This window comes from Chitinophaga sp., assembly GCF_035761305.1.
GTDB lineage: Bacteria > Bacteroidota > Bacteroidia > Chitinophagales > Chitinophagaceae > Chitinophaga.
This window is the reverse complement of sequence record NZ_DASTRI010000201.1, coordinates 14,559-34,952: the sequence shown is the minus strand read 5'-3', so window position 1 is coordinate 34,952 and position 20,394 is coordinate 14,559. Positions and strand designations below refer to the sequence as shown.

Below are 20,394 nucleotides of genomic sequence, written 5' to 3'. Positions count from 1 at the left end.
TGCTATTGATATGACTATCAATAGCTTTTTACAAAACAATACCTGTCAGGTTAACATTTAATATACTTTCCGCTATCATTTGCATACCCTGGCGCCAACATGCGTTAACATAATCACCCCTAATCAAAAACATTCCGCTCCCCCGGGAATGGCGCAGGCAGGGTAGATTTGGAATTACGAATTATTCAATTACGAATTACGAATTGGTGTGCGGCTGAAGATGGTTGCGCACAGGAAAATACGATCAGGAGATTTTAACTATTACAATGGCAGGAGAAGAACAGCTGAACCAGGAACAACAACGCCTTTGCTTGTGACATTTCGCTTCAACAGCATTTCCCAATTCGTAATTCGTAATTGAACAATTCGCAATTAACTCAAGTTCCACTTGTATGATAAGAAAAACGCTCATCCCGGCATTGCTATGCACGTTATGTTCCCACATTGGTTTGGCCGGAAATGTAGAAAGACTTAAAGACGGTTTATTGATCCACCTGGAACAACCTGCCCCTAACGGTGCACGGCAGGTACAGCTGCAGGTAGTATCAGACAAAATTATTCATGTATCTGCAGGCCCCGGTGAAGATATTGCCGCTACACCCAGCCTTATGGCGGTTATTACCGGCTCTCCTGCCGTAAAATGGACCTCGGAGGAAAAAAACGGCACCGTAACGCTGAAAACCAGCGCGCTTACCGCCACCGTATCGCTGCAAACAGGAGAAGTAATGTTCCGCAACGCCGGCGGGCAAATTATTTTGCAGGAACCCGCAGGCGGCGGTAAAACCTTTACCCCCGTAACCATTAACGGCAAGGCGCTTTACCACATCCGGCAAATATTCAACTCCCCTGCCGATGAAGCGTTTTATGGCCTGGGCCAGCACCAGACCGGTTTAATGAACTACAAGAACCAAGATGTGGACCTTACGCAATACAACTCCATTGCCGCAGTGCCTTTCCTGCTCTCCAGCCGCCAATACGGTATTTTATGGGATAACTATTCTATTACCCGCTTTGGCGACGACCGGCCGTACGAACAGCTGGGCAGCTTTACCTTATATAATAAAGACCATCAGCCCGGCGGGTTAACCACTACCTATGCATCCCGCATGCACCCCGGCCACATATACCTGCGCAGGGAGGAAAACAAAATAGATTACACCTTCCTGGCCGACCTGCACAACATACCCGCTGCATTTCCGATGGATAAAGGCATGGTAACCTGGGAAGGATTTATATCGCCTGCGGAAGATGGGCTGCATAAATTTTTTATGACCGCCTCCGGCTATATAAAAGTGTGGATAGATGGTACCCTGGTGCTCGATAAATGGCGGGAGGGCTGGAACCCCGGCCCAACCGTATTTCAGCATGCGCTGCACAAAGGCCGGCAGCATGCGCTGAAGATAGAATGGATCCCCGAGTCGTCGCAGGCATTTGTATCATTGAAATGGCTGAGCCCTACCCCGCCTGCCCTGCAGGATAAATGGGCGCTCACCTCCGAAGCAGGCGAAAAGCTGGATTACTATTTCGTTTACGGGGATAATGCGGATGAAGTGATCAGCGGCTACCGCACCATTACCGGCCGCGCCACCCTGCTGCCCAAATGGGCTATGGGTTTCTGGCAAAGCCGGGAGCGGTATAAAACACAGGCTGAAATAGAGGAAACGGTACGGGAGTTCCGCAAAAGGAAAATACCGCTGGACAACATTGTGCTGGACTGGTCGTACTGGAAGCAGGACGCCTGGGGCAGCCAGCAGTTTGATCCCGCGCGCTTTCCCGACCCCGCCGGCATGATCAGCCGCCTGCACAACAAATACCATACGCACTTCATGATCTCTGTATGGCCGAAGTTTTATGAAGGCATTGAGAACTACCGCCTGTTTGATGAAAAAGGATGGCTGTACAAGCAGAATATTAAAGACCGGCAGCGCGACTGGATCGGCAAAGGCTATGTATCTACCTTTTATGATGCCTACAATGCAGATGCGCGTAAGCTGTTCTGGAGCCTGCTCAATAAAAACCTGTTCAGCAAAGGAGTAGATGCCTGGTGGCTGGATGCTACCGAGCCCGATGTGCTGTCGAACGCCTCTATTGCACACCGCAAGGCGCTCATGAACCCAACCGCCCTGGGACCGGCCGACCAGTATTTTAACGGCTATGCGCTGGCTAACGCTGAGGGCATATACGAAGGGCAGCGCCAAACAAAGCCGGACCAGCGCGTATTTATTCTCACCCGCTCGGCCTATGCCGGTATACAGCGTTATGCCGCTGCTACGTGGAGCGGCGACATTGCAGCCAGGTTTGACGAGCTGGCGCGCCAAATACCCGCCGGCATTAACTTCTGCCTTTCGGGACTGCCCTACTGGACCACTGACATTGGCGGTTTTTATGTAGAGGACAAATACGACAAGCCGGCCCCGCAGGGCGCTGCCCTGCAGGAGTGGCGTGAGCTGAACACCCGCTGGTTCCAGTACGGGGCTTTTTGCCCGCTGTTCCGCAGCCATGGCCAGTTTCCCTACCGGGAAATGTTCAACATTGCGCCCGCAGGCAGCACCGAATACGAGTCTATGCTGTACTATGACCAGCTGCGCTACCGCCTGATGCCTTACATCTATTCACTGGCAGGCGCCACCTACCATAAGAACTATACGATCATGCGCGGGCTGATAATGGATTTTGGAGCAGATACCGCGGTGCAGAACATAAAGGACCAGTTCATGTTTGGCCCGTCGCTGCTGGTAAACCCGGTATATGCCTACCAGGCCCGCAGCCGCCGCTTATACCTGCCGGCCGGCGCCGGCTGGTACAACCTGTACACCGGCGAATACAACGCCGGCGGCGAATACATTACTGCCAACGCGCCGCTAAGCCGTATGCCGCTGTATGTAAAAGAAGGCAGCATACTGCCCTTTGGCCCTGCCATACAATACACCGGGGAACGCCCGGCAGATACCATTACGCTGTATGTGTACACCGGTAAGGATGCGCAGTTTAACCTGTATGAAGATGAAGGCGTGAACTATAATTATGAGAAAGGCAGCTACAGCAACATACCGCTGGCTTATAATGAAGCTGCGCAAACGCTTACTATCGGCAAAAGGGAAGGCAGCTTCCCAGGCATGCTGCAGCAAAGAACTTTCCGCATAGTAAAGGTGGGCCGCAACAATGCCGTAGCGCTCAATTTCAACCGGCAAACAGATCATGTAGTAACATATAACGGTCAGGAAAAAACGGTGTTGCTGCAATAGCAGCGGCGCCGTTATTACCCGCAAACTAAAACCACGATATTATGAAAAAACAATACCTGCATACCTATGCCACTTAACGGGGAACAATCCACACTGCTTTACCTGGATAACAGGCGTTTCACATGAAAGTACAGGTGTGCTTCCATGCCGCTTCTAAAACAATCAAACAAGTTCCACATGAAATTTGCTTTGGCTCATTCCATGTGGCCTTTGAAAAATTTAAACAGTTTCACATGAAAAATGCGTACAAAAAATCTTCTATCCATGGGCTCTACAGCCTCCTGCTCCTGGCACTGGTACTGGCCGGGTACAGCGCTGCCGCCCAGGAAAGCAAACATCCGCTAACCGGCAAGGTAACGGATGCCAAGGATAACAGCCCGCTGCCGGGCGCCAGCGTAGCCGTAAAAGGCGCTACCAGCGGCACCATTACCAACGGCAACGGCGAGTTTACCCTGCAGGTTAACGATACCGACTCACTGGTGGTTTCACTGATAGGATTTAATACACAAAGCATAGCCGTTAAAGGCCGCAGCAGCATTACCATTGCCCTGGAAGGCGGCACTACCGGCCTGGATGAAGTGGTGGTAGTGGGCTACGGTACCCAAAAAGTAAAGCTGAACACCGGCGCCATCGGCCGCGTGAACGGCGCTGCGCTGGAAGAAACGCATACCCTGCGCGTTGACCAGGCTTTACAGGGGCAAACCGCCGGCATACAGGTAACTTCCAACTCGGCCCAGCCGGGTGAAAGCATGAAAGTGCGTATACGCGGTACCGGTACTATCGGCAACTCTGATCCGCTGTATATTGTAGATGGGGTGCCTACTTCAGACATCAGCTACCTGAACGCATCGGACGTAGCCTCTATGGATGTGCTGAAAGACGCCGCCTCCGCCGCTATTTACGGTTCCCGCGCGGCTAACGGCGTAGTGATCATCACTACCAAAAAAGGCCGTAAAGGCAGCATGCAGGTATCTTACGACGGTTTTTACGGCGTGCAGAACCCGGCCCGTAAACTGCCATTACTGGATGCCCATGAATACGCCATTGTAATGAATGAGGCAGCCATCAACTCCAGCCGCGCGCCCTACTTTTCGGTGGAACAGGTTAACCAGCTGGGCAAGGGCACCGACTGGCAGGAAGCCGTGTTCAATAAACACGCCCCTACCCAAAGCCACACCGTTAACGTATCCGGTGGTTCTGAAAAGTCCGTGTACTCGTCCTCGTTATCTTATATGAAGCAGGACGGTACTATCGGCTTTAAAGGACAGTCACAATATGAGCGCCTCGCCTTCCGCCTTAGCTCCGAGCATAACATGTACAAGGATGTAGTGAAGTTCGGCGAAAACTTCACCTACACCCTTTCCAATAAAAGAGGCGTTGGCGTAGGTAATATTTACGGCAATACCATGCGATCTATTGTAAATGTAAGTCCGTTGTTCCCGGTGTATGACTCTGCCGGTAATTATGCAAAATCCGCCTTCAACCCGGATGAAGCAAACCCGGTCGCTTTAATGGACTACCAGAACCAGAACAAAAACAAAACAGACCGCATACTCGGCAATGCCTACCTGGAAATAATGCCCATCAAAGGATTGAAGCTGCGCAGCGATTTTGGCCTGGACCTCAACTATACCACCGAAAACCGTTTTACGCCGGTTTATGACCTGGCTACCAACGTAGTGAACAACCATTCCCGCGCTTACATGGGTATTACCCGCAACAGCACCTGGAACTGGGATAACACCATCTCTTACCAGCACGATTTTGACAAGCATAGCGTTACCGTGCTGTTGGGTACAACCGCCAACGAGAACAATGTGTTTTATGTGAACGGCTATAAAGAAGATGTAACCATTGCAGACCTGGACCACAGTATCATTGACAACGGCACCAATGAAGATACCAAGCAGATATACGGTAAACGCAGCGAAGATGCGCTGCTCTCCTACTTTGGCCGTATCAACTATAACTACGCCGAAAAATACCTGTTCACGGCCATTTTCCGCAGGGACGGCTCTACCCGTTTTGGCGCCAACAACCGCTTTGGTAACTTCCCGTCTTTTTCCGCCGGGTGGGTGGCCAGCAATGAAAAATTCATGCAAACCAACTGGCTCAACTTTTTGAAAATACGCGCCAGCTGGGGCCGTAACGGTAACCTGCCGGCTGTATATGCGTATGATAACATTGCCACCACCAGCTACCTGTATATGGCCACCATCACCTCGGCCTACCAGGATTATTACTTCGGGAATAATGATGTAAAGTTCACCGGCTCCTCACCGGACCGCGTGCCTAACCCGGACCTGAAATGGGAAACCTCCGAGCAGCTGGATGCCGGTTTTGATGCGCAGCTGTTCAAAGACATCAGCGTTACATTTGACTGGTACCGCAAAACCACCCGCGACTGGATCATTACCGTGCCCGTGCCTGCCATAGCCGGCACCAAACCGCCTACCGTGAACGGCGGCAGCGTAAGAAACCAGGGTATAGAAGCGGCGCTGGGCTACACCCACCAGTTTGGCGATCTTTCTTTTGGCATTAATGGCAATGTTACTTTCAATCAAAACAATGTAATAGACATACCCAACGCAGAAAAGGTGATCGTAGGCGATGCCAACGTAACCTTTGTTGGTATAGATGAAATATTCCGCACACAGGTGGGCCATCCCGTAGGTTATTTCTACGGCTTAAAAACAGCCGGGATATTCCAGAACGATGCTGACGTACAAAACTACACCGGCAAAAACGGGCTGGTACAGCCCAATGCCAAACCAGGCGACGTACGTTTTGTTGACCTGAACGGCGACGGCGTAATAGACAGCCGCGATAAAACAGAGATCGGCAACCCCAACCCGGATGTGTCTTACGGCCTTAACCTGAACCTGGGCTACAAAGGCTTTGACTTTTCCGTGTTCCTGTACGGCGTTTCCGGCAACCAGGTGTTTGACGGCATCCGCGACTACTCCCGCCCCACCAGCAACTACACTACGGAGATACTGGGCCGCTGGCACGGAGAAGGCACCTCAAACCGGCTGCCGCGCATGACCCTGGGCGACGACGCCAACCAAAACTGGACCCGCTCGTCTGACCTGTTTGTGAAAGACGCCTCTTTCCTGCGTGTAAGGAGCATTAACCTGGGCTATGATTTCAAGAAAGGGTTGTTCCCGCGTATACCGTTTCAACAGTTACGGCTATACGTATCTGCCAGCAACCTGTTCACCTTTACCGGCTACAATGGTATGGACCCCGAGATTGGCTATGGTCCTTATCCCTGGGCATCCGGTATAGATGTAGGCACCTATCCGCAGCCTAAAACCGTGATTGTTGGCATAAACGCCCGGTTCTGATCTGTAAACCAAGAAAAAACATTAGGATGAAACAATTTTTTGCAGCAGCTATCATATTAACCACCGCCCTCTCCTGCAGTAAGAGCTTCCTGGAGCGGGAACCTATAGACCGGAAGGTGGAAGAAACTTTTTACAAAACGCCGCAGGACGCGCTGGAAGCCCTGGTGGCAGCTTATGACGAGCTGCAGTACGGCGACTTCGACAACATACAGCTGGTATCTGAAATAGCCAGCGACGACTGCTTTGGCGGCGGCGGCGAGTCAGACATCGTATGGAAACGGTGGGACCGCTTTGAAAACGACAACAATACCAACCTGGGTAACTGGACGAAGTACTACACAGGTATTTACCGCGCCAACCTGGTGCTGAGCAAAATGGACGGCGTGAACTGGGGCAGCGATACCACGCTTAAAACCCGCTACCTGGCAGAAGCGCATTTCCTGCGCGCCTATTATTATTTCGACCTGGTGCGCATGTTCGGCAATGTGCCGCTGGTAACCACGCCGCTTTCTCCCGACCAGTATAATGTGCCGCAGGCCAATCCTGAAGATGTGTATAAGCTCATAGCTTCCGACCTGCAGTTTGCAGCAGAAAAGCTGCCCGCCATTGCCTACAGCGGTATTCCGCCGGCAGAATACGGCCGTGTTACCAAATGGGCCGCAGAAGCGCTGCTGGGCCGCGTATTCCTGTATTACACCGGCTATTACGGGCAAAATGATATAGGCGGCATTGTTACCAAACAGCAGGCGCGCACGTATATAGATGACGTGATCAACGCCAGTGGCCACAACCTGGTAGACTCTTTTCCCCGGCTGTGGCAGGCATCCCTTTCAAGCTTTGCAGGTGAAGACAACATAGAAACCGTATTTGCCATCAAGTTCACCTACAAAGGGCTGGGCGACTGGAATAAGCATGACGGTAACCGCATGCAGGTAATGATCGGCTTCCGGAACGATGCTGTACCGCCCTACTACAAAGGCTGGGGCGCAGGCCCTGTTAACCCAAAACTGTGGGCCGCCTATGAGCCGGGCGATACGCGCCGCGCCGGGTCTATTATTTCAGTGGAAGCAGAAGGGCTGAGCTACGCAGCCGTTTACCCGCAGAAAACCGGCTTTATGTGGAAGAAGTACATGCCCATGATGGACTCCAAGGCAGAAGATTACAGCGGCGATTTCCAGATAGATAACTTTTACGACTATGTGGCCATCCGCTTTGCAGATGTGCTGCTGATGGGCGCGGAGCTGAACCTGGACGGTGACCTGGGCAAAGCGCAGCAATACTATGACCGCGTGCGCGACCGCGCTTTCCTGGACCAGAACCACCGCAGAACGCTTACCCCGGATGCTGCCGGTAAAAAGCTGATCATGGATGAACGCCGCTTTGAGCTGGCGCTGGAAGGGCATCGTTACTGGGACCTGCTGCGGCAGGGCATTCCCACCGCCAAACAAGCCATTGACAACAGCAGCAGCGATCCGCAGTTCAGCGTAACCTTCCGCCCGGAAACAAAAGGACTTTTCCAGATACCGCAGCAGGAGCTGAACCTCTCCAACGGCAGCCTGCAGCAAAACCCCGGATGGAACCAATAATGATCAACCAAAACCAAAAGCAATGAACAAGTATTTGCAATACATTATTATCAGCTGCGGGCTGCTTTGCATGCTGGCAGCCTGCGATCCGCGGGAAGACCGGGATGTGCTGCCCGCTCCGCTGCAAACAAAAGACCTGCAGTTTTCCGTAACACAGCAGCAGGGGCACGATAACATCGTGTTTCTTGAAAATAAAACACAGGGCGTTATTCCTTTCTGGGATTACGGCACCGGCATTTCCAACAAGGCAAAAGATACCATTAACATTCCTTTTGCCGGCACTTACTACATCAAATTTGTGGCTTACACCGGCGGCGGCCCCGTGCAGGACTCCGCCAAGATAGTTGTATCACAAAACGACCCCCAGTATTTCAGCAGCCCTATGTGGAACCTGCTCACCAACGGCGAAACAGGTAAAACCTGGGTATGGGCCATGGACACGCCCGGCGGCGCGCCGTATGGCAACGGTTCCGGCGCCGCTACTGCGCCGGAATGGTGGAAGCCCACACCGGCCGATGTGATCTCCTGGGGCGTTGCCAATGATGAAATGACCTTTGACCTGAACGGCGCTGCCAACTACACCAAGGTTACGCCCAAAGGCACAGAGAAAAGTTTGTTTGTGCTGGACACGCTGAATAAAACACTCAAAATACTGGGCTCGGACATCAGCAACGGCGCCAAGATCACGTATGTAATAGTAACGCTGAACGAGAATGAGCTTACACTGGCCCAGCAGGGCGATGGCTGGCGCAACCTGTGGATGTTCAAACGCAAAGGATTTAGCTATTAAAGATTGTTTTTAGTGCACTAGGTTTTAGTTTAAATAATGAATAATGCTAAACCGGGGTTATCCAGCCCTGGTGCCATTTAACACGTTACGAATAGAATAAAAAGGCCCCCCGGTTTTGCCAGGGGGCCTTTGGTATTTTATTAATATGCTGCTACTCTCTTTTTAACGGCACCAGCCGCACCGGCCCCAGTAATCCCGAAGGTGCCGGCGCCCACCCTGCCGCGGAGAAAGGCTGGTAAAATACATTTACAAAATTGATCTCGTAAAAAATGCGCCATTGCTTACCCTTCCTGTCGTAATCGGCTATACGGTTTGCCGGCAGGTTCGCCACTTCCACTTCCAGTACATTTTTTCCCGGTTGCAGGTATTTACCGATGCGCGCGCTGAAAGGCAATGCCCACAAGGTATCTGGCCGGTGGCCGTTAATAGTGATACACGCGCTTTCACGTACATCGCCTAGCTCCAGCAGCCAGTCATCTGCGGCAGTGGCAGGCTTATTAAAGCTGATGCGGTAACGCGCCGCGCCAGCATAAACCTTCGCTGCGCTGTCCGGCAGCTGTGTCCAGGAGTATAAGCTGTCCAGTGTAAAAGTTTTTGAAATGGCAGGCGTAGTATCTGTAAAAGCCAGCTCCCACTTACCGGTAAGCGGTTGCGCTGCGCCGGCCTGCTTCCAGTATGCCCAGGCAGGGCCTGTTAAGCTGCTTGCCGTACCTGCGGTTTGTACTACCAGCGATGTACCTGCTTTTAGCTGCAGCCGCACCATGGCCTTACCATCCTGCTGCCGCAGCTGCGCCAGGCCGCTGTTACCTGTGTACGCATCAAACAAAGCAGCAGCGGCGGCCGGGGTGCCCAGGGTTATCCAGCCGTCAAAATCATGATCCTGCTGGTTGGCGATCATATAATAGTGACCGCCTGCATACCTGCGGCGCACAAAACGCAGGCCTTCATCTACCATGCTTTCCCGCGATACCGGCAGCAGCTTTTCCATGTCAGCGGTTGCAGTAGTTATAATACGGCCCTTGCCCAATGGTGTTACCTTACCGGTAAAGGCAGCGGCGCCGCATGCCCGCTGTAATTGTGCAAACGCCTGCCTGCGTTCTTTTAGCTGTTGCAGCCCCGGCACGTCTTTGGGAAGATGATCTAAAAATATTACGGTGGCCCCGGCCCTGGCAAGATCAACCAGCTGCCGCATAACCGGCAGCGGCATGTAATGGCAGGCCGGTACCACAATGGTGCGGTAATGGTTGCCGGTGGTATGTATTGCCCCGTTTACCTCGCTGGTTTGCAATAGCTGCCGGTCTGAAATAAAATCAACGCCATAGCCTTCGTTTACCAGTTTGGCAGCGGCATCGTAGAAAGGAAAGGGCTTCATCCATTCCGCTGTTTTGCCGATCACAAACTGGTAATAACGGTCGCTCATGGGCGATTGCCATATATCGTACACCGGCCAGTATAAAAGAATATTGTTGTCTGCTTCACCTGCCTGCAGGAAGGATTGCGTGCGCGTAATGTACTGCGTAAATGCGGGCATGTACCGCCAGAAAGTGTTGTAGGGCGAAAACTCCACCGATGCATAGAACAGCCATCCGGGCCAGGGCGCGCCTTTGGGTGAATACGGCGTGCCATGGAACAGCACATGGTTTACGCCGCTCAGGAGCAGGTTATCCAGCTCGGGGCGGCAAAGCGATAAAGGTGTCTTAAAATGTTCCGTAAGCCAGGTAAAGGTTTCTGCAGACACATATTTTTTCCCTGTTACATGCGCCGCGGAAGTGGCAAACTTTACCATCAGCGGGTTGGACTCCGTATGGCGGATCTCGCTACTGTCTATATGCAGGCCCGGTATATTAAAATGCGTAGTGCCGAACGACTCGCATTCCGGCACATCCACGGCAGCATACAGGTCCAGCAGGTTGGCAGGCGAGCCGTGCGCCTGGTTGCGCGTGGTGCTGCCCATGATATGCGCCCAGCTGACCCATTGCTGCGTGAAATTTTCCAGCAGCATATCGGAAAGGGTTACACGATAATCGTTCACCACGCGGCGCACGGTATCGGCATTGCCCTGCCCCAGGAAAGCAGGCAGGTAATCTTCCAGCCGGTAGCCCCGGCGCTTTGCAAATTCCTTTAACAGATCGGTGGACCAATCTGCGCCAAACACTTCATACGAGTCGTTAAAGAAGCTATGCGGCGGCGGTGTATGCGTGCTTTTAAATGCATTGGTAAACCGCTGCAGGTATGCCGTTACCACGGGTTTTGAAAAGTGGTCCATTACCCATCCTTCGCCGCCGGGCGAAGCGCGTTTTACCTTTTGCCCGGTTTTACCGTTGAACAGCGCTATCAGCTGCCAGCTGCCTGCTGGCGCTGTCCACTGTAACCTGCCGGCCTCATTTACTTTGGCAGTAAGGTTTACCCGCCGTCCCCCCGGTCCATATGCCATGAGCACCTGCAGCGGTGCAGGCAGCCGCGGGTCCTTTACGTTTGCGTGTATTATTTCTTTTAACGACTGCCCGCCCTGCAAATGATATTCCTTAAAGTACACTTTCCCTGCCGCATCTTTCAACGGGATGTTAGGACCGCCAAAAGGCCAGCCCGTGCCGGTATTCATATCCACGGTAATACCCAGGCGGCGGCCTTCATGCCGGGTGTAGCCCAGCAGTTGCATCCAGCGCGGTGATAAAAAATCAACAAATTTATTTTCAAATCCCCTGACGCCATAAATGGGCGTAATCTCTACCCCCGCTATCCCGGCCTGCTGCAGCGCCTGTAAATTGTATGCCAGGCCGGGCGTATCTACCGCATTGCCCAACCACCACCAGCGGGTCCAGGGGCGGGTTTCCGCGGTAATGGATGGCCATTGCAATACCTGCTGGCCGGTACAAAAACAATAACAGCTCAATAAACATGCGGTCAAAAATCCGGTCCTTTTCATAACGGGTAATGGTTGTTATTTTATGCGGAAGATGAATGCCGAAGCAGTCATATACTGCCCGCCCTGCGAAGCGGTGAACAGGTAAGCGGGTTTACCGTTGTGCATGAGCAGCTGCGGCCGTTCAAAGCGGCCATAACGTTTCAGGTGCGGAGCCGGCGGCGGCTGCTGTATGTAATGGGCAGCATTGTAAAAAGCAATGGACGGAAACGACCAGCGAAGCCCGTCTTTAGCATCCATGTACAAACCAACATCCTGGCTATATACGCCCATGTCGCGCGCCAGCATTTTAAACCGGTCCTGCTCATACCACACAAAAGCATCTTCCAGCTGTTTGTTATCCCCTAATTTAGAAAAATCGATCAAAGGATTACCGGCATATTTATGAAAAGGGCCTTCCGGCTTTTGTGCAATAGCCAGGCCGTACTTACGGTTGCCGCGGATGGCCTTGCCCTTATCCCGCTCATATTCCGCCGTGTTCCAGGACTTATAGTACAGCCAGTATTCCCCGTTGGGGTGGTGCACCAGCGACGGATTGGTAGTACAGTGGTCGTCCCAGGCGCCGGCGGACCCGGGCTCCAGTATGGGCGCATCGCTGCGCTGCCAGGGGCCGTTAAGGCTGCCGGCAACGGCCAGGCCTATACGTTTCGTATTGGTTTTGCCGTTGGCATTGCCCATATAATACAGGTAATAGCGGTTACCCAGCTGCCGGATATGTGGGTTATGACAGGTGGTGGCATCCCAGAAGCCGGGGCCACGGGGCGCCAGCACAGTGCTTACGTATGTAAATTTGCCCTCCGGGTGGTCGGCCACGGCATGTGCAATTTCCGACCCGTTGATCCAGCCGCCCATGCCTTTGGCAGCCCGCCAGCGTGAAAAGAACACATGAATTTTGCCGTCCGGTCCTTCAATGGGACTGTTGCACCATACATACCAGCCTTCCATTTCCAGCGCACGGCCTACGGGATGCAGGCGTTTGCTGAATTCAGATACCGGGTCTTCCCACCTGTAGTGCGCCAGCAGCTTAGCGCTTATTAAAGCGCTGCCAAGGCCGGCGATAAAGGTTCTGCGAGCGATCATAGTCAATTACGAATTATCAATTACGAATTACCTCAATACCCCGCATTCTGCTCATACAGCCCGGGTTTAATATTCATTTCTGTTTGTGGAATGGGATATATGATATATTCCGTTTTCATGGGCTTCATTACTTTTTTATCATCCTCCTTCGCCATCCACGCATTCATCACTGTTACTACTTTGCCGGTACGCACCAGGTCGTGCCAGCGCAGCCCTTCCGCAGCAAACTCGCGGCGGCGTTCTGCCAGCAGCATATCTTCATTTACGCCGGTAATGCCTGCCAGGCCGGCGCGTGCGCGCACCTGGTTCACAATGCCGTCTATCTCCGCCTGGCTGCCACCGGTATGCAGCAAGGTTTCTGCATACATCATCAGCACATCGGTATAGCGCAGTACGGGCTGGTTAATGCCCCAGTCGCGCAGGTCTACGCCATAGCGCTTGGGGTCCAGGAACTTTTTAAAATAGTCCTGGTTCACAAAATTGCCGTTCTCGTCGGTATATCCCTGCAGCACGTTAAAAGTTAAACGTACGTCATTTGTATCATAGGCGCTCACCAGGTCATTAGATACGTACTTAAAATCATTCCCGCCGGCTACAGGTATTTTTTCGGCGCGCATATAGCCGCCGGGCAGCATTTCAGCGGGTATTACCGTACCGGTGCCGGTGCCGCCGCTTTTGAACTGTATCTCAAACACCGACTCGCTGTTGTTCTCATTATCATAACTGAATATTTGCGGATAGCTGTTGATGAATGTAAAGCTGCCGCTGTTAATGATCTCTTTCAGCAGGTCGCGTGCTTTGGCGTACTCGTTGGAGTTGAGCACAGGGCCTTTATCCAGCAGCACAGGACCTGAGCGGGTAAGGTACACGCGCGCCAGTATGCCTTTGGCGGCGTATAAGGTAGCGCGCCCCTTGCTGCCGCCGCTATAGGAAGCCGGCAGCAGCTGCGCCGCGCTTTCCAGGTCGGCAATAATAAGATCGTATATATCCTGTACCGGTGCGCGTGGAATATCCTGCGCATCGGTAGCCGTTACCAGGTGATCTATTTTAGGCACGCCGCCGAAAAAACGAACCAGGTCAAAATACATCAGCGCGCGTATAAATTTTGCCTCCCCGGTAAACTGGTTACGGATGCCCTCATCCGGTACTTTCTGCGCGTCAATATTGTCGAGCACCGAGTTACAGCGCATAATGGTATTATAGCAGTCGCTCCATGCGCCGGACATCAGGGTGTTGGACGAGTTAACCATAAAGTTGTTCACCGGGTTCCAGTCGTACGTGCCGCCCTCACCCGGCACATACATGTTATCTGACCGTACTTCCGATAAAAAGAAATGGCGTGTGGGATAGGTAGAAAGGCCGTTGTAGGCCGCATTCACTGCCTGCTCAAAGTCCTGCTGGTTGCGGTAAAAATTAGCTACGCTGGGATCAGAGATCGGTTTTACATCCAGCTTATCCGTGCAGCTTAATAACAGCAACGGCAATACGATAACAAGTAATATTTTAGGTAACTGTTGCATAGGATCAGAATGAAATGTTAAGACCAAGAATGTAAGATTTAGCCAGGGGAAAAGCGCCGTAATCGTCGCCGGAGTCGTTGATGGCTTCCGGGTTAAAGCCGCCGTCATAATGATCTTTTCCCCACACATTTTCGGCCGACACATAAATGCGCCCGCCGTTCACCCCGGGAATATGTTTGAGCACGCGCGACAGGTTGTAGCCCAGCGTAACGGTGCGCAGCCTGAAATATGCGGCGTTGTATAGCCAGCGGGAGTCTTTGAGGCGGCCGTATTTAATGGGGTAGGCTTTGGGCACCATGCCGTTGCCCGGGTCAGCTTCCGAACGCCAGCGGTTGCGCCATATGCCCAGTGAATTATCTGAAATACCGCTGCCCTGGCGGTCAATAGCCCGGCCAAAAGTGGAGTAGATCTTGTTGCCCCACTGCCCCTGGAACAGGAAGCTAAGGTCAAAATCCTTATAGTTAAAATTATTGGTAATGCCCCAAACGTATGTAGGATCGGGCTGTCCCATGATCACCGCATCGTTTACATCAATCACTTTGTCGTTGTTGGCGTCGCGGTATTTGGGATCGCCGGCTTCCTCCCCTGCTATAATTGGGCTGGAGGCCGCTTCCGCAGCAGTTTTCAGCACACCGGTTGTTTCCAGCACATAAAATGCGCCAATGGGCTGCCCTACGGTAGTAATATGATGACCCATGTTATCAAAGTTGCCGAAGATAATGGGCGTGTTGTTGGGCCCCAGCTGCAGCACTTTGTTGGTATTATGGCTCAGGTTAATGTTGGTGGTCCATTCCAGCTTGCCGGTAAGGTTACGGGTTGAGAGCTCAAACTCCCATCCTTTGTTTTGCACTTTGCCGATGTTGGTAATGGCTGTGCTGAAGCCCGTAACAGCAGCTACCGGCACGCTCAGCAGCAGGTCGGTATTCAGCTTGCGGTAATAGTCAAAGGAAGCAAAAATGCGGTTATCAAACAGGCCCAGGTCCAGCCCTGCGTCAATAGTTTCAGACTTTTCCCAGCCCAGGTCGGGGTTGGGAATATTGGTAGCGGTTTGGCCTTTTACCAGCGCGCCTTCCCCGGTGCCTAATACATAATTGGCAAAGCCCAGTAATCCTACCTGGCTGAAATCGCCGATGTTGTTATTGCCCGAAAGGCCCCAGCTGCCGCGTAGTTTCAGCTCGCTTACAGCGCTTATGCCTTTCATGAAAGGCTCTTCCAGCACGCGCCAGCCCGCCGATACCGCGGGGAAAACGCCCCACTTGGTGTTAGCGCCAAAACGGGAAGAACCATCCCGCCGCAAAGAGGCGGACAGCAGGTATTTATCCCGGTAACCGTACTGCACCCTGCCGAAATAAGAAATGAGCACGTTCTTGGTTTCACGTGTATACGTTCCCGATAGGGTAAGCGTGGTAGCGCCGTTTAATGTATAAATATCATCCGTGCTGTAGTTGGACCCGCCGATGCGTGCTTCTTCAAAATTGGTTTGGTTGTAGGAATAGCCGGCAACCGCTGCTATATCGTGGTTGCCCAACCGTTTATTGTATGATAGCGTATTTTCATTTACCAGCGTGGTTTTCCGGTAGGTGCGGGACGAGCCGGTACCTGCGTTGCCGTTCCGGATAATGCTGGGCGAAAATGCTTTACGGCGGTAATCGGAATTATCCAGGTTCAGCGTGGATTTAAATACCAGGCCATCCAGCAGTTTATACTCACCATAAAGACTGCCCAGCGTGCGCAGGGTGCGCTCCTCTCCCATTTGCTCGCGCAGCACAGCCACGGGACTAACGGTGGAGCTGGCCCAGGCATAGCGCGCATTCGGCACCACGCCGGTTTCCAGGCCTACGCTGTCTTCCACAATAGGCGTGGCGCTTACCGCTTTATGCAGCTGCTGGTCTTTTCCTTCCGCACCGGGGTCGGTAACCACGCTGTAGGAAGGCGCCAGGTTAAGGCCCAGGTTAATACGGTCGTTCACTTTAAGGTTAATGTTGGAGCGGAACGAATATCTTTTATACCCGGTATAGATTACAATACCATCCTGGTTCAGGTAGTCGCCCGAAATGCGATAGGTGATCTTATCCGTACCGCCGGATGCGGCCAGCTGGTAGCTGTGCACCAGGCCTTTGCGGAACAGCTCATCCTGCCAGTCAACATACCGCAGGCCGGGATGTCCCGGCTCATACCAGCGCTCATCATAGATCTTTGAAAAATCAAAGCCGCCCAGCTTTTGCCTGCGCTGCGCCGGGTTGTCGGTAGCCAGGCGGCCCAGCGCGGGGTTTACATAATTATAGTCAATGATCTCGCGGGCGCGGTCTATCCAGTCTTCGGCCGACAGCACATCCAGCTTTTTCAGCGTTTCCTGCCAGCCCACATAAGTATTGAACTCCATGCGGTTTTTACCGGCCTTGCCGGATTTGGTGGTAATGATCACCACCCCGTTGGCAGCGCGGGAGCCATAAATGGCGGCTGCCGACGCATCTTTCAGCACCTGTACGGAAGCAATATCATTCGGGTTAATATTATCGAGCGCAGAGCCTTGTGCAAAACCGCCGCTGGCGCTGGCGCCCGATACGTCCAGCGGAAAACCGTCTATCACATACAGCGGTTCTGTACCGGCATTAATGGAGCCGGTGCCTCTTACCTTTACCTGGAAACCTTTGCCCGGCGCACCGCTGATCTGCTTTACCTGCACGCCGGCCATTTGCCCCACCAGGGCCTGGTCTACCCGCGCAATAGGCCGCTCGTCCAGGTGCTGCGCATTCAGCGTGGCAATGGCGCCGGTTACATTGGCTTTCTTTTGTGTGCCGTAGCCTACCACCAGCACCTCGTTTAAGCCCTGGTTGCTTTTCTGCAAACCAACATAGCTGGCACGTTTACCCGATACCGTTACTTCCCTGGTTTCATAGCCCACAAAGCTGAATACCAGTACAGCGCCTTCTTTTGCAGTAATGGCAAAGCGGCCGCCGGCATCGGTAATGGCGCCTTTGTTGCTGCCCTTTATGCGAACGTTCACACCCGGCAGCGGCGTATGATCCTGCTCATCCAGTACCTGGCCGGTAACGCGGTCATTTGTTTGAAAAGCATAGGTAAAGGTGTGCGCCAGCAGCAGCATGCCGCACAGCAGCCACCTGTAATTGTGGATTGTATCGTTTTTCATTGTTGCGGAATTTTTTGTATGGTCCCTTTTAAAAGAGTAAATAATACAGCAGCACACAAACAAGGATGAAAGCAAGTATCAATAGCTTTTCCAGCAGTTGCAGCCTTGCAATGCGTTTCATTTCCTTTTGGCGGTTATCGTTAAGTGGCTCCATGTTCAATAGCACTGGCACAGCGTGCAAATTAGCCACTGGCGCTGCTCCCAGCCATGGAGAATTGTACAATTGCATGGAAATATCAGCAAACCATGCCGGCCGGCTAATACTGTATGATAATGCGGTTTTCATTATCAGCAGGCACCTGCTGTACCTGCAATATGCCGGCGGTGGCGTCATAATTCCATTTACTGCCGCCGTTCACTGACCGTGGTTTTACCTGCAGGTGCACTTTCAGCTCAAAGTATTTTAACGGGCTGCGGTAGCTGCCGCCTGCGGGGTTTATAGTGATCTCCATAGTGTTTTGCAGGGTTTGCTGGTGAATGCGGGTAACGGCAAACTGCCCCTGCCGGTAAGCCAGGCTTTTGCCGTCGTCTGTATACAGGCGGCAGGTGGCGCTGTCGCCGGGATATATGTTCAGTGTAAGGGTATCTATGGTTCTTTCCCCTACATATTGCAGCACGGGCTGTGTGGGAATAATGCTGCCTGCTTTTACAAACAGCGGTATTTTATCCAGCGGCGTAAGCACGTTCAGGTATTGCCTGCCGGTGTAGGCTTTGCCGGTCCAGTAATCTATCCAGGTGCCGGCGGGCAGGTACACCACGCGGGTGGCTGCGCCCTTTTGCGTTACAGGGCACACCAGCAGGCTGCTGCCCAGCAGGTACTGGTCCGTAATATCATACACATTCACATCATCCTGGTAATCCAGCACCAGCGCACGCATGAGCGGCATGCCGGTAGTGTACATTTCATATGCATGGTTATATAAATAAGGTAACAGCTGGTAACGCAGGCGGGCATATTGCTTAAAAATGGCCAGCGCTTCCCGGCCATAGTTCCAGGGCTCTTTATAGCCGGGATGGTCCATGCCAAACAGCAATGCAACCGGGCTAAGCATACCAAACTGGCACCAGCGGATGTACAGCTCCGGGTCGGCCGGGTGCTCAAAACCGCCCATGCAGTGCGCCCAGTAGCCTACGCCCGACAATCCTATGTTAAGACCGGCTTTTATTACCGGCTCAAAATACTGCCACTCGCTGGGCCAGTCGCCCGCAAAAATAAAGGGGTAACGCTGGATGCCGGCATATCCTTCGCGCGTTTGGTTCATACCACGTAAATGGTTATACGCTGCAAACTGCTCATAGGCAGCTTTGGCATATGCAATGGGAAATACGTTATGCAGGCCAAGGGCTTTTGCATCTGTAGGCCCTGTTTTATTGCTTTCATTGGCCAGGTGGCCGAATGCGCTGCCCTCATCTGTTTTAAAGAACCTGGCGCCCATGCCGGCCACCTTCATGGCGGCATGCTGCCACCACCAGCGTACGGCGGCACTGTCAAAAAAATTCACAAACTCGCCGGGGCCGCCGGCTTCCGGATAGGTGTAGCCGCCGGCAGCAGCGCTATCTAACAGGTGGTTATGCAGCCCGTTATCCAGGCGGGGACGTATATGCAGGCCCACCATATTATAATGCAGGGCATACAGGCTGTCCATCATGGCGCGCGGATGATGGAAGGTTTCTCGCCACTCAAAGCTGGTAGCGCCTTTGCCGCCGTTTTTGCCGAACAGCCGCCAGGTAGAGTCCAGGAACAGGATGTCTACCGGTATGCCCAGCGCACGGAAGCGCCGTGCCAGCGCCAGCACATAGGCGGCAGAAGTTTGGTCCTCATGCCCCCAGGTGCCGCCGCTGTACGTGCCTACATGCAGGCCCATGGCAAACAGCGGCATCAGCGGGGAGCGGCCTGTAAGCAGCGTGTATTGCTCCAGTATATTGGCAAAGCGGGGGCCGTAGATAAAATAGTAATCCAGCTCCCCGTTGCTTTGGGTAGTGCTGAACGTGTATTGACCAGGGTGCGTATTACCCATGTCCCATTCGGTAGCAGCGGAGCTATGCAGGAAAATACCATAGCCGCGGGTGCTCATAAAAAAGGGCACGGGGCTGTAATTGGCCGCCAGTACATTGTATGCGCCGGTAATGTGCGGCATGCCCGTACCGCGGCCTACATTCAGCAGCAGCTTTTTACCGCGCTGGTCCAGGAAATCCATCCGTTCCCCGAAGCCAAAGAAATGCTCGTTTGGCTGCAGGGTTTTGGTGCAGCGGGCGGTATCGCCTGCAAAAGCCATTTCTCCGCCCGGCTGTGCCGATCCCGCGCACAGCAGCTGTCCGCCCGGTGTAAAAACATCTATGCTGAAGGGCTGCTTATTTACGGTTACCCGCAGCACCGGTGTTTGCAGCTGAAAAGCGGTTGCGGTTTCCGTTGCCTGTACAGGCACCTGGCTCCACTGGTACTGCGCCACCATCCAGGGTTCATTGGGCGCAAAGTTGCCGCTGCGGCTCATTCTTACGCGGAACAGGGCCGCTGTGCAAAATTCCAGCTGCACCCGGGCGCCGCTGGTGGTAAAATAAAAGGTGTTGCCTTTACGGGAGAAATCCTGCTGGTAATTACCCACCTGCGCCTGTACAACGGGCAGGCAATAATATAAGACCAGGCAAATTGTAAGGATCGGTTTTAACATAATTCCGGGCAATTGATACTGCAATGAAGAAGGTTACTGCGCAAAATTGCCGGTAAAACCGCGCCGGCGACATGGAAAAATTG

General features: G+C 53.0%; 9 protein-coding genes. 4 read left to right on the top strand and 5 right to left on the bottom strand.

The genetic code is table 11. The annotated features are described in order from the left end of the window. The first annotated feature begins 392 nt into the window (after positions 1 to 392). From VFS25_RS17045 to VFS25_RS17030, 4 genes are all read left to right on the top strand, one after another. The gene (locus VFS25_RS17045) at positions 393 to 3,245 is read left to right on the top strand and encodes a TIM-barrel domain-containing protein (protein ID WP_326463372.1); all 2,853 of its coding nucleotides are present in this window, start codon (positions 393 to 395) and stop codon (positions 3,243 to 3,245) included. 233 nt (positions 3,246 to 3,478) lie between these two features. Next, positions 3,479 to 6,592 (top strand): TonB-dependent receptor, encoded by a 3,114-nt coding sequence (locus VFS25_RS17040; protein WP_326463371.1) that lies wholly within the window; start codon positions 3,479 to 3,481, stop codon positions 6,590 to 6,592. Positions 6,593 to 6,618: 26 nt separating this feature from the next. Further along, positions 6,619 to 8,178 (top strand): RagB/SusD family nutrient uptake outer membrane protein, encoded by a 1,560-nt coding sequence (locus tag VFS25_RS17035; RefSeq protein WP_326463370.1) that lies wholly within the window; start codon positions 6,619 to 6,621, stop codon positions 8,176 to 8,178. Positions 8,179 to 8,200: 22 nt separating this feature from the next. Continuing rightward, complete coding sequence (locus VFS25_RS17030; protein WP_326463369.1) at positions 8,201 to 8,968, top strand: hypothetical protein; 768 nt, start codon at positions 8,201 to 8,203, stop codon at positions 8,966 to 8,968. Positions 8,969 to 9,119: 151 nt separating this feature from the next. Here VFS25_RS17030 and VFS25_RS17025 read toward each other — a convergent pair whose 3' ends face one another. From VFS25_RS17025 to VFS25_RS17005, 5 genes are all read right to left on the bottom strand, one after another. Then, complete coding sequence (locus VFS25_RS17025) at positions 9,120 to 11,876, bottom strand: glycosyl hydrolase (RefSeq protein ID WP_326463368.1); 2,757 nt, start codon at positions 11,874 to 11,876, stop codon at positions 9,120 to 9,122. A gap of 33 nt (positions 11,877 to 11,909) precedes the next feature. Beyond that, positions 11,910 to 12,971 (bottom strand): glycoside hydrolase family protein, encoded by a 1,062-nt coding sequence (locus VFS25_RS17020; protein WP_326463367.1) that lies wholly within the window; start codon positions 12,969 to 12,971, stop codon positions 11,910 to 11,912. A 32-nt stretch (positions 12,972 to 13,003) separates the two neighbouring features. After that, positions 13,004 to 14,491, bottom strand: a complete 1,488-nt coding sequence (locus tag VFS25_RS17015; RefSeq protein WP_326463366.1) for a RagB/SusD family nutrient uptake outer membrane protein — start codon at positions 14,489 to 14,491, stop codon at positions 13,004 to 13,006. A 4-nt stretch (positions 14,492 to 14,495) separates the two neighbouring features. Continuing rightward, the gene (locus VFS25_RS17010) at positions 14,496 to 17,642 is read right to left on the bottom strand and encodes a TonB-dependent receptor (RefSeq protein WP_326463365.1); all 3,147 of its coding nucleotides are present in this window, start codon (positions 17,640 to 17,642) and stop codon (positions 14,496 to 14,498) included. A gap of 257 nt (positions 17,643 to 17,899) precedes the next feature. Next, on the bottom strand, positions 17,900 to 20,311 hold the full coding sequence (locus VFS25_RS17005) for a glycoside hydrolase family 31 protein (protein ID WP_326463364.1): 2,412 nt from the start codon (positions 20,309 to 20,311) through the stop codon (positions 17,900 to 17,902). Positions 20,312 to 20,394 lie beyond the last annotated feature (83 nt).